We start from the raw sequence: 11,941 nt of genomic DNA on the forward strand, positions 1-11,941 counted from the left end.
GGGGCGGGCGTCAGCCGCGCAGAGCCTTCTGCAGACGCTGCACCGAGACCGCCTCGGCCGTGCCGAGACGCTGCGCGAACAGCCCGACGCGCAGCTCCTCGAGCAGCCACCGCGCGCGCACGAGGCGCTCGGGGGCGTCGGCGGGCAGGGGGATGACGCCACCGGCCTCCTCGAAAGCCGTACGCGCGCGCTCGTACTCCGTGAGCCAGGCGCGGTCGCGGCCGGGATTGTCGGGCAGTGCCTCGAGGCGCAGGCGCGCCCCCTCGAGGTAGCGCGGCAGGTGCTGCAGGCGGGCGAGGCCCGTCGCGGACACGAATCCGGGGTGCACGAGCCCGGCGAGCTGGGCGCGGATGTCCCCGAGCGGACCGAGCAGGGCCATGGAGCTCGAGGTCTTCAAGCCTCGCTCGATCTCGCGGGCCGCGGTCAGGATGCGCGCGACGAGCGACACGCACGCGAACACGTCGTCGACCGAGCCCCGCGACACCTCGTCTCGGAGCCGCTCGAACGTGGCGCGCGTGCGCGGCAGCGCCCCGGTCCGCTCGATCACGCCATCGGCGACGGCGGCGCGGCAGTCCTCGATGAGCGCCTTCGCGGACGGATACGGGGAGGCCGCGAGGGCGAGCTTCTCGTTCGCGGTGAGGTGCTCCTGCACGTACCCGGCGGGCGACGGCACCTGCAGCAGCAGGAGGCGCCGCACGCCGCGGCGCGTCTCGAACGCGGCGCGATCGGGGGTGGCCTCGACGCGCAGCGCGACCGAGGAACCCTCGTCGACGAGCGCGGGATAGCCGCGCACCACGCCACCGGCGACCCGGGTGTCGACGACCTCCGGAAGCTCCTCGAAGTCCCAGGACGTCAGGCCCTGGCGCTCGCGGACGTCCGACCTCGCGGGCGCGGCGGCGACGTCCGCGGGGTCGGACGTCCGCGCGCGACGGTCGAGCGAGCGGGCCACGCTCTGGCGCGCCCGTCCCGCGAGGCGCTTCTGGAGCGCGCGCAGGTCCCGGTCCGCCCCGAGCGTGCGGCCGCGCTCGTCGACCGCGCGGAACGACATCGTCAGGTGCGGCGGGACGCGCTCCAGCTCGAAGTCGCCGGCCGTGACCGGCTGGTTCGCGACCCTCTGGATGCGTCGTGCGAGCGCCTCGGCGAGGGGCAGCGGCGGACGGCCCGCATGGTCCTCGGGGCCCGCGCCCTCCAGCTCGGCCGAGAGCCTGTCCGCCCAGTCCGCCGCGGGCACGACGTGCCGGCGGATCGCCTTGGGCAGCGCGCGCAGCAACGCCGTGATCAGCTCCGGCCGCATCCCCGGCACCTGCCAGTCGAACCCCACGGGCTCGAGCGACGCCAACAGCGCGACCGGGACGACGACCGTGACGCCGTCGTCGGGAGCGCCCGGCTCGAAGCGGTACGCGAGGTGGAGCGTCTGATCGCCCTGCGTCCAGCGCGTCGGGAAATCCCTCGCGTCGGCCGTGGCCTGGCCTTCGACGAGGTCCGCCTCGCGCATCGTCAGCAGCTTCGGCGTGCGCTCGAGCGCGTCGCGCCACCACGCCTCGAACGAGCGGACGTCGAACACGTCGGCGGGGACGCGTGCGTCGTAGAACGCGAACACGGCCTCGTCGCCGGCGAGGATGTCGCGCCGCCGCTCGCGCTCCTCGAGCTTCTCGAGCCGGCGGCGCAGCTCGGCGTTCTGCCGCAGGAACGCCGTGACCTTCGACGGCAGCCGCGAGGGGTCCCAATCGCCCTCCACGAGCGCGTGACGGACGAACAGCTCCCGCGCGCCCGCGCGATCGATCCGCGCGAACTGGATGCGTCGGCGCGGCACGATCTCGACCCCGTAGAGCGTCACCTTCTCGTAGGCCACGGCGGCGCCCGCGTCCTTCGACCAGTGCGGCTCCGTCACCTGCCTCTTCGCGAGGTCGCCCGCCAGCTGCTCGGCCCAGGCCGGGTCGATCTGCGCGACCGTGCGCGCGAACAGGCGCGACGTCTCCACCAGCTCTGCCGCCATGACGGCCTTCGGTCGCTTCTTGCGCAGTCCCGATCCGGGGAAGATCGAGAACCTCACGCCCCGCGCGCCGCGGTACTCGGCGCCGCGCCGGGGGTCCTTCGCCTTCTCCCGCTCGTCCTGCACCCCGATCTGAGACAGCAGGCCGGCCAGGAGCGCGCGGTGGAGGTCCGCCGGATCCGCCGCCGCCCGGGGTTCCGCGCCGCGGCGATCCTGCTTCCGATCCCGCCCCCCGAGACCGGAGGCCAGCCCGCGCAGCTGGCGGTGGACGTCGAACCACTCCCGCACGCGCACGTAGTTCAGGAACTCCGCGCGGCACAGACGGCGGAACGCGCTCGATCCCAGCTCGGACTGCTTCTCCTGCAGGTGGTTCCACAGGTTCAGCAGCGTCACGAAGTCGCTCGTGGGATCCGTGAAGCGCGCGTGCGCCTGATCTGCCTGCTCGCGGCGGTCCTCCGGTCGCTCCCGCACGTCCTGGATCGACAGCCCCGACACGATCGCGAGCACCTCGGCCACGGTGCCCGTGCGGTGGGCCTCGACGAGCATGCGGGCGAAACGGGGGTCGATGGGCAGCCGCGCGATGTCGCGGCCGATGCGCGTGAGCCGCGGCGATCCGTCCCGCGTGAGCACCACGGCGCCCAGCTCGACGAGCAGGTCGAGCGCCGCCTTGACGCCGCGCGAGTCGGGCGGGGTGAGGAAGGGGAAGTCGTGGATGTCCCCGAAATCGAGGGCGAGCATCTGCAGGATCACCGACGCGAGCGAGGTGCGCAGGATCTCGGGCTCGGTGAACTCCGGCCGGCGCGCGAAGTCGTCCTCGCCGTACAGGCGGATCGCGATGCCCTCGCTCGTGCGGCCCGCCCGGCCCGAGCGCTGCTGCGCCGACGCCTGCGAGATCGCCTCGATCGGCAGCCGCTGCACCTTCGCGCGGTTGCTGTAGCGCGAGATGCGGGCCGTGCCCGTGTCGATCACGTACTTGATGCCCGGCACGGTGAGGCTCGTCTCGGCCACGTTCGTGGCGAGCACGACGCGCCGTTTGAGGCCGGGCACCGTCGACCGCTCGAACACGCGGTGCTGCTCGGCGGCGCTCAGCCGCCCGTACAGCGGCAGCACCTCGGTCGGGGACCGCTGGTCCGAGAACGCGCCGCGCACGGCATCGGCGGCATCCCGGATCTCGGCCTCGCCCGGCAGGAACACCAGCACGTCGCCCGGCGCCTCGCGGTCGAGTTCGCGCAGGGCCGCGACGATCCCGGAGACCTCGTCCTCGGCCTCGTACCCGGCACGGGAGGGGGCGCCGTCGGGCGCGGCGTCCTCGGACGCTGCCGTAGCGGCGTCGGCGACGAGGGGACGGTAGCGGATCTCGACCGGGAACGTCCGGCCCGAGACCTCGATGATCGGCGCGGGCGTGCCGTCCGGCTCGGCGAAGTGCTTCGCGAACGACTCGGGGTCGATCGTGGCCGAGGTGATGATCACCTTCAGGTCGGGACGCTGGGGGAGCAGCTGCCGGAGGTACCCCAGCAGGAAGTCGACGTTGAGCGATCGCTCGTGCGCCTCGTCGACGATGATCGTGTCGTAGCGCGAGAGCGTTCGGTCGCGGTGGATCTCGTTGAGGAGGATCCCGTCGGTCATGAGCGCGATCCGGGTCTCGTCCGACACGCGGTCGGTGAAGCGCACCTTGTAGCCCACGACGCCCCCGAGGGGCACCTGCAGCTCGTCAGCGACGCGCTCGGCGATCGTGCGCGCCGCGAGTCGGCGGGGCTGCGTGTGCGCGATCCGCTCTCGCCCCAGCTCGAGCGCGATCTTCGGCAGCTGCGTCGTCTTCCCGGATCCCGTCGCGCCCGCGACGATCACCACCTGATGCTCGCGCACGGCGCGCGCGATCTCGTCCCGTGCGCCGCTGACGGGCAGCTCGGGAGGGTAGGAGATCACGGGGGAGGGCATAGCCCTCCAGTCTACGGGCGCGGCCGAAACGCCCGCCGCCGACGGCGTCGCCGATTGTTTCACGAGCGTGTGTTCTGGGCGACATATCCATCGCGTACTATCGCCGCACCGCACAGGGAGCGCCGCCGTGGCGCGACCCGCCGACAGCCTGTCAAGAGGAGCCGACATGTCCCGCCGACTCGTCATCGTCGTCCGCGCCGATCCCGTGATCTGCGGGCATTCGGGCGAGGGTCGCAACCTCGCGGAGGCGGCGTTGCAGCGCGGCTTCGACGAGGTGCGCATCGTGACGTGGCCCATCGAGCGCCTCGAGGCCGCCGGACTGCCGCTCAAGCCGCTCGAGTCGGTCCTGCCGTACAGCGACGGCATCCACGTCGAGCGCCCGGAGCCGGTCGGCGACTACAAGGTGGTGGACGGGCGGTACATCCAGGGGCTCGTGGGCCGGCTCGTCGAGCTCTTCACGGACGGCGTGCCGACGGTCGCGATGTCGCTCTATCTCAGCCCCCACACGACGGCCGTCACCGACGCGGTCGCGGTCGCCCGCAAGACCGGGCTACCGGTCGATGTGGTGACGATCGCGGAGGCGGTCGGCTCGGACGTCACGAACGTCGTGCGCCAGTGCGTCACCGAGGGGCGATTCGGGGCCGCCGCGCACGTGCTGGAGTCGTACCTCGCGAACGATGTCTGCGTCGCCGTGTCGCAGTACACGAAGGACCTGATCGTCGAGGAGGCCCGCCTGCTCGACGCGGAGCACGGCACGCGCTACGCCGAGCGCTGCGCAGAGCGGATCACGGTGTCGTACCCGGCCATCGACGCGTCGCTGTTCCTCGGGCTCGACGACCGCGACATCGATCGTCACCTGTCCGCGCGCGGCCTGGTGCGCGACGGCTACGTCTTCTACCTCTCCCGGCTCGCACGGGCCAAGGGCGTGGAGGATCTGATCGCCGGATTCGCCGCCTCCGAGGGCGCCGCCGGCCGGCAGCTCGTGATCGCCGGCCGCGGCCCCGAGGAGCAGGAGCTGCGCGGCATCGCGGCGGCGTCGCCCGCGGCGGACCGCATCCGCTTCCTCACCGACGTCGACGACGCCGAGAAGCCGTTCCTGTTCGCGGGCGCCGCCGCGTACGTCCTGCCGACGAAGCCGCGACCGGAGTTCATCGAGACGTTCGGGATCGCGCTCGCCGAGAAGGCGCTGTCCGGGGGAGGGCCCGCGATCACGACGCTCACGGGCGGCGTGGGCGAGGCGGTCGGCGACACCGCGATGATCATCGACGTCGACGCGCCCGAGCAGATCGCCGACAGCATCGACCGTGCCCTCGCCATGGGCCCGGAGGAGCGCCGGGAATGGGAGGACCGGGCGCGCGCCCACGCGCTGCAGTTCGACCGGCTGAGCGTGTTCGATCGGCTCTTCGCGCGGGTCGACGCCCTCGAGCGCGTGCCGGTGTGACGATCCACGGACCTCCCGCGGACCCGGCGCCCTAGGCTGAGAGCATGACCGTACCCACCATCACGCTCAACTCCGGATTCGAGATCCCCCAGCTGGGCTTCGGCGTCTTCCTGGTACCGCCGGCCGAGGCGGAGGCGGCCGTCAGCGCCGCGCTCGAGGCGGGCTATCGCCACATCGACACGGCGGCGATCTACCGCAACGAGGAGGGCGTGGGCGCCGCGATCGCGAAGAGCGGCATCCCGCGCGAGGAGCTGTTCATCACGACCAAGCTCTGGAACGACCGCCAAGCGGGAGACGAGCCGAAGGCCGCGATCGCCGAGAGCCTCGAGAAGCTGGGGCTCGACTACGTCGACCTGTACCTGACGCACTGGCCGACGCCCGCCAAGGACACGTACGCGAACGCGTGGCAGAAGCTCGTCGAGATCCGTGACCAGGGGCTCGCGAAGAGCATCGGCGTGTCCAACCACCTCGTCGAGCACCTCGAGCGCATCGTGGCGGAGACCGGCGTGACCCCGGCCGTCAACCAGATCGAGCTCCACCCCGCCTATCAGCAGCGCGAGGTCACCCAGTGGGCCGCGGACCACGGCGTGTTCATCGAGTCGTGGGGCCCGCTCGGACAGGGCAAGTACGACCTGTTCGGCGAGAAGGCCGTGGCCGACGCCGCGACCGCGCACGGCAAGACGCCCGCGCAGGTCGTCATCCGCTGGCACCTGCAGAAGGGCTTCATCGTCTTCCCGAAGTCGGTGCGCCCCGAGCGCATGGCCGAGAACCTCGACGTGTTCGACTTCGAGCTCACCGAGGCCGAGCTCGCCGCGATCGACGCCCTCGACCCGCTGGACGGCTCCCGTCGGGTCGGCGCGCACCCTCTCGACGTCAACTGAACCGGCCCACCTTGCGCGTTGACGAGCGCTCGTGTGCCGTTGACTAGCGTTCGTGCCGTTCACTAGCGCTCCCCGCGCTAGTGAACCGCACGGCGGCTAGTCAACGCCGCTTCGGCCGGGGCGTGCGGCCGCTACATGCGAGCGTTACACCCAGCCGGGCAGCCAGTTGTGCAGGCGCCACAGGGGGTACGGCTCGAGGATGCCGGTCGACAGCGGCAGGAAGAACAGCGCCGTGAGGACCGCCACGACGAGGAAGACGAACACGACGGCACGCCAGGCGCGCGCCTGCGCGTCGGCCGCGCGTGTGCCCGCGGCGAGCTCGGCAGGACTGGGATCCGGAAGCGTGATCGGGTCGCGCGGACGCGTCAGCCGCCCGAGCACCAGCGCGAGCACGATCACCAGGAACGGCAGCATCGCGACGGTGTAGAACTGGAACACCGTGCGCTCGGGGTACAGCAGCCACGGCACGTACGTCGCCGCGAGCCCCGTGAGGGCCAGAGCCAGCCCGGACGCGTCGCGGCCGGCGCGGCGTGCGATCAGCAGGACGGCCGCGAGGATCACCGCGGCCCACGCTGCGTACCAGGTGACGGGATTGGGATGGCTGCCGATCACCGCGATGCAGTCGCCGGGATCCCACAGCGGCGCCCAGCCGCAGTCCGCGGCGCCGTGCTCGGGGCGGTCCACCCACATCGCCGTCGGGCGCAGCAGCAGCGGCCACTGCCACGCCGGACTCGCGTACGGATGCGGACTGGCCAGGCCCACGTGGAAGCCGTAGATGGACGTGTGGTAGTTCCACAGCGCCGCGAGCGGGTTCGGATCGGATCCGCGGTCGTAGCCGCCCGATGTCGACAGCCACCCGGTCCACGACGCGAGATAGACCGCGAGGGCGGCGGGCACGAGCAGCAGGAACGTCACGGGCCCCTGCCGCAGGGTCGCCGCCGGGAGCCAGCGTCGGACGCCGGCGCGGCGGCGCTCCAGCGCGTCCTGCACCACGAGCAGGATGCCGACCGCCGCGAGCACGTACAGCCCCGACCACTTCACGGCGGAGGCCGCGCCGAGCGCGACGCCCGCGGCCAGGATCCAGGGACGTCGCCACAGCACGGGGCCGCCGGGGCCCGCGGATGTCGCGAGGCGCCCCCGGGTCCGTTCGCGGTCGAGCAGTACGAACCAGAACGCGAGCGTGACGAAGAACGCCAGGAAACCATCCAGCAGCGCCACGCGGCTCAGCGCGATCGCGAGCCCGTCGAGCGCGAGCAGCCCGCCCGCGACGGCGCCCACGGCGACCGAACCCGACAGCCGCCGGGCGATCCCGTACACGAGCGGCACGAGCAGCGTGCCGAACAGGGCCGCCGAGAACCGCCACCCCCAGCCCGACTCGGCGCCGAAGACCGCGAGGCCGACCGCGATCAGCCACTTGCCGAGCGGCGGATGGACCACGTACGCCGGATCCGTGCCGAACGCGCCCGTATCGCCTGCGAGGAAGCGTGCGTCGGCCTCCTCCGGCCAGCTGCCCTCGTACCCGAGGTGCAGCAGCGTCCAGGCGTCCTTGACGTAGTACGTCTCGTCGAACACGAGCGTGTGCGGGTGCCACAGCGCCGTGAAGCGCGGGACGGCGGCCAGCACGGTCAGGGCGAGCGGGACGAGCCACCGCACGAGCGACTCCGGCACCGCGTACCGGGGAGTGCGGACGGGGGCGTCGTCGCCACCGCGAGGGGCCCCGGTGCGTCGTTCGCGCGTCACCCCACCAGCGTAGGGGGCGGCGCCGCGCGGACCCGTCGGCGTCGGGGCATCGGGGACCCGCGCCGCTGGGCCGGGCTGCGCGGCGCCGGGCTACGCTGGGCCGGTGATCATCCTCGCCGGCACGCCGATCGGGAACCTCGGCGATGCCTCCCGGCGCCTGGTGGAGGTGCTGGAAGCGGCCGAGGTCGTCGCGGCGGAGGACACCCGCACGGCGCAGCGGCTGTTCGCGGCGCTGGGGATCGGCAACCGGCCGCGGCTGGTCGCGATGCACGATCACAACGAGCGGCAGAAGGCGGCCGAACTCGTCGAGCTGGCGCGCGAGCGAGACCTCGTCGTGCTGACCGACGCGGGCATGCCCACCGTGAGCGATCCCGGATACGGCCTGGTGGCCGCGGCCGCCGAGGCCGGCGTGCTCGTGACCGCCATTCCCGGGCCGAGCGCCGTGCTGACCGCGCTCGCCGTCGCGGCGCTCCCGACCGACCGCTTCACGTTCGAGGGCTTCGTGGCGCGCAAGCCGGGGGAGCGGCGCCGCGCCTTCGAAGCGCTGGCGGCCGAGGCTCGCACGATGGTGTTCTTCGAGGCCCCGACGCGCGTCGCGCAGACGCTGGCGGACATGGCCGCGGCGTTCGGCGACGACCGCCGCGCCGCGGTGTGCCGGGAGCTGACCAAGCTGCACGAGGAGGTCGCGCGGGGCACACTCGCCGAACTGACCGCGTGGGCGGAGGCCGGCGTGCGCGGCGAGCTGGTGATCGTGGTCGCCGGGGCGTCCCGTACGGCGGTGCCGCTGGCCGATGCGGTCGCGCGGGTGCAGCAGCTGGTCGCGAGCGGTGCCCGGCTCAAGGAGGCGGCCGCCGAGGTGTCCGCACGCACGGGCCACTCGTCGCGCGAGCTCTACCAGGCGGTGCTCGCCGCCCGCTGAGGCGCGCAAGGGGAAGGCCGCCGGGAGAACTAGACTTCCAGGGTGACTTCCGGCCGATCCTTCTACATCACCACGCCGATCTACTACCCGAGCGACGTGCCGCACATCGGCCACGGGTACACGACCGTGGCGGTGGACGCGCTCGCGCGCTGGCACCGCCAGGCGGGCGACGACACCTGGATGCTGACGGGCACGGACGAGCACGGTCAGAAGATGATGCGCGCGGCCGCCGCGAACGGCGTCACGCCGCAGGAATGGGTCGACAAGCTGGTCGCGGAGTCCTGGCAGCCGCTGCTGGAGACCCTCGACGTCGCCAACGACGACTTCATCCGCACGACGCAGGAGCGCCACGAGCGCAGCGTGCAGCTGTTCCTGCAGGCGATCTACGACAGGGGCTTCATCTACGCGGGCGAGTACGAGGCGCTCTACTGCGTCGGCTGCGAGGAGTTCAAGCCCGAGAGCGAGATCGTCGACGGCACGGGGGCGTTCGAGGGGCTCAAGGTCTGCGCCATCCACTCGAAGCCGCTCGAGCTGCTGCAGGAGAAGAACTACTTCTTCAAGCTGAGCGAGCTCCAGGACCGCCTGCTGGAGCTGTACCGGGATCGTCCGGACTTCGTGCAGCCCGAGTCCGCCCGCAATGAGGTCGTCGCCTTCGTCCAGCAGGGGCTGAAGGACCTGTCGATCTCGCGTTCCGCGTTCGACTGGGGCATCCCGGTGCCGTGGGACGACAAGCACGTCATCTACGTGTGGGTCGATGCGCTGCTCAACTACGCCACCGCCGTGGGCTTCGGATCCGACCCCGACAACTTCGCGCGCCGCTGGCCCGCCCACCACATCGTGGGCAAGGACATCCTGCGCTTCCACGCGGTGATCTGGCCGGCGATGCTGATGGCGGCGGGCATCGAGGTGCCGCACCGCGTCTTCGCCCACGGCTGGCTGCTGGTGGGCGGGGAGAAGATGTCGAAGTCGAAGTTGACGGGCATCGCGCCGAACGCCATCACCGACGTCTTCGGCTCCGACGCCTACCGCTTCTACTTCCTGTCGGCCATCGGCTTCGGCCAGGACGGCTCCTTCTCGTGGGAGGACCTGTCGGCGCGCTACCAGGCGGAGCTCGCGAACGGCTTCGGGAACCTCGCGTCGCGCACCATCGCGATGATCGGCAAGTACTTCGACGGCGCCGTGCCCGCCCCCGGCGCCTACACGGACGCCGACGCGGCGATCCAGGCGGTCGTGTCGGACGCCGCTTCCCACGCGGATGCCGCGATCGAGCGGTTCCGCCTGGACGAGGCGATCCGGTCCGTCTGGACGATCGTCGACGAGCTGAACGGCTACATCACCGACAACGAGCCGTGGGCGCTCGCGAAGGACGACGCCCAGCGAGAGCGGCTCGCGACCGTGCTGTACACGTGCGCCGAGGGACTGCGCGCCCTTGCGGTGCTGCTGTCGCCCGTCGTGCCGCAGGCGACCGCGAAGCTCTGGACGGCGCTGGGCGCCGAGGCGGCGCTGGGCGCGCTCGCCGACCAGCCCATCCGCGAGGCGGGGACGTGGGGTCTGCTGCCGGCGGGCACGCCGACGTCCGCGCTCGTGCCCCTGTTCCCCCGCATCGAGCAGGCCGACTGACCGTGAGCGGGTTCGCGCCCGGAGGCGAGGGTCCGAGCACGTACGTCCGCGAGCGGGCGAGGGACGGGCGCAAGGATCTGCGCTACCCCGCCGCCCCCGAGCCGCTCGCGGTGCCGGTGTACGACAACCACTGCCACCTGGAGATCACGGACGGCGACGAGCCGCTGGACCTGGCGGAGCACCTGGACCGCGCCCTCGCCGTCGGCATCGCCGGCGTCGTGCAGGCGTCGGGCGACATCGAGTCGTCGCGCTGGGCCGTCGCGGCGGCCGAGGCCGACCCGCGCGTGCTGGCCGCCGTCGCCGTCCACCCCAATGACGCGCCGGTCTATGCCGCGGCCGGCCGGCTCGACGAGGCGATCGCGGTCATCGACGAGCTCGCCGCCCACCCTCGCGTGCGCGCGATCGGAGAGACGGGGCTCGACCACTTCCGCACGCCCGACGCCGCCGAGGAGGGGGCGCCGGGCCGGCGGGCCCAGCACGCGTCGTTCGAGGCGCACATCGCGCTCGCGAAGAAGCACGGCATCGCGATGCAGATCCACGATCGCGACGCGCACCGCGACGTGCTCGACACCCTGCGGCGCGTGGGCGCGCCCGACCGCACGGTCTTCCACTGCTTCTCGGGCGACGCCGACATGGCGCGGGAGTGCGCCGACGCCGGCTACTGGCTCTCGTTCGCCGGCAACATCACGTTCAAGAACGCGCAGAACCTGCGGGACGCGCTCGCGGTGACGCCGCTCGCACGGATCCTCGTCGAGACGGACGCTCCGTTCCTGACCCCCGTGCCGCACCGTGGCCGGCCCAACGCGCCGTACCTCGTGCCGGTGACGGTGCGCTTCATGGCCGCCGAGCTCGGCATCGACGTCGACGAGCTGTGCGCGCGGATCGCCGCCAACACCGTCGAGGTGTACGGCGAGTTCTGAACGCCCGATGCCGGTCGCCGCGGTAGGCGGACGTCGTACGAACGGCGACGGTGGAACGGCGACGGTGGAACGGTGACGGTGCACTCCGCTCGCGTTTCCAGGCGCACTCCGGACCGGATCGTCCCCAGGCGCACTCCGGACCGGATCGTCCCCAACGGGTCGGGGATCCGCCGTGCCGGAGGCGTTCGCCTCCTAGCGTTGGAGGCGTGTCCCGGTGACAATGAGGAGGTGATCCCGATGGACAGCGCCCAGGTGTGGACGGTGATCGGCGTGCTCAGCGCCGGCCTGTTCGGCATGATGACGCTCATGTCCACCATGTTCCTGCGGGTGCTTCGTGCCGAGATCGGCAGCGTGCGGGCCGAGATCGGCAGCGTGCGGACCGAACTCGGTGGCGAGATCGGCAGTCTCCGCAATGAGATGAACGCCCGTCTCGACGGGCTGGATCGCGACGTGCAGTTCCTGATGAGGCGCGAGGCGGACCGGGGCTGA

8 protein-coding genes are annotated in these 11,941 nt (G+C 72.4%); 6 read left to right on the forward strand and 2 right to left on the reverse strand.

All coding sequences use genetic code 11. The features are described 5' to 3' along the window. Positions 1-10 precede the first annotated feature (10 nt). On the reverse strand, positions 11-3,994 hold the full coding sequence (hrpA, locus tag IEX37_RS04145) for an ATP-dependent RNA helicase HrpA (protein WP_268236512.1): 3,984 nt from the start codon (positions 3,992-3,994) through the stop codon (positions 11-13). 103 nt (positions 3,995-4,097) lie between these two features. Here hrpA and IEX37_RS04150 point away from each other — a divergent pair, with 103 nt between their 5' ends. Further along, the gene (locus tag IEX37_RS04150) at positions 4,098-5,372 is read left to right on the forward strand and encodes a glycosyltransferase (protein WP_188754977.1); all 1,275 of its coding nucleotides are present in this window, start codon (positions 4,098-4,100) and stop codon (positions 5,370-5,372) included. A gap of 44 nt (positions 5,373-5,416) precedes the next feature. Continuing rightward, positions 5,417-6,253: an aldo/keto reductase gene (locus IEX37_RS04155; RefSeq protein ID WP_188754978.1), complete on the forward strand. Its 837-nt coding sequence runs from the start codon at positions 5,417-5,419 to the stop codon at positions 6,251-6,253. Between the two features lie 144 nt (positions 6,254-6,397). Here the strand turns inward: IEX37_RS04155 and IEX37_RS04160 are convergent, their stop codons facing one another. Next, positions 6,398-7,993, reverse strand: a complete 1,596-nt coding sequence (locus IEX37_RS04160; protein WP_188754979.1) for a dolichyl-phosphate-mannose--protein mannosyltransferase — start codon at positions 7,991-7,993, stop codon at positions 6,398-6,400. A gap of 103 nt (positions 7,994-8,096) precedes the next feature. Between IEX37_RS04160 and rsmI the strand changes: the two genes are divergently transcribed. The 4 genes from rsmI to IEX37_RS04180 all read left to right on the forward strand — a co-directional run bounded on the left by rsmI (position 8,097) and on the right by IEX37_RS04180 (position 11,941). Beyond that, positions 8,097-8,912: a 16S rRNA (cytidine(1402)-2'-O)-methyltransferase gene (rsmI, locus tag IEX37_RS04165; RefSeq protein ID WP_188754980.1), complete on the forward strand. Its 816-nt coding sequence runs from the start codon at positions 8,097-8,099 to the stop codon at positions 8,910-8,912. 42 nt (positions 8,913-8,954) lie between these two features. Next, entirely contained in the window at positions 8,955-10,532 is a 1,578-nt protein-coding gene (gene metG, locus IEX37_RS04170) for a methionine--tRNA ligase (protein WP_188754981.1), read from the forward strand. 2 nt (positions 10,533-10,534) lie between these two features. Then, positions 10,535-11,452, forward strand: a complete 918-nt coding sequence (locus IEX37_RS04175) for a TatD family hydrolase (protein ID WP_188754982.1) — start codon at positions 10,535-10,537, stop codon at positions 11,450-11,452. Positions 11,453-11,689: 237 nt separating this feature from the next. Then, complete coding sequence (locus IEX37_RS04180; RefSeq protein WP_188754983.1) at positions 11,690-11,941, forward strand: hypothetical protein; 252 nt, start codon at positions 11,690-11,692, stop codon at positions 11,939-11,941.

Origin of the sequence: Microbacterium album (genome assembly GCF_014643695.1) — a bacterium.
Lineage (GTDB): Bacteria > Actinomycetota > Actinomycetes > Actinomycetales > Microbacteriaceae > Microbacterium > Microbacterium album.

Bases quoted from the DNA above. Each gene is read 5' to 3' on its own strand.
- IEX37_RS04150 (WP_188754977.1), top strand. From the start codon at position 4,098: ATGTCCCGCCGACTCGTCATCGTCGTCCGCGCCGATCCCGTGATCTGC.
- IEX37_RS04155 (WP_188754978.1), top strand. From the start codon at position 5,417: ATGACCGTACCCACCATCACGCTCAACTCCGGATTCGAGATCCCCCAG.
- IEX37_RS04180 (WP_188754983.1), top strand. From the start codon at position 11,690: ATGGACAGCGCCCAGGTGTGGACGGTGATCGGCGTGCTCAGCGCCGGC.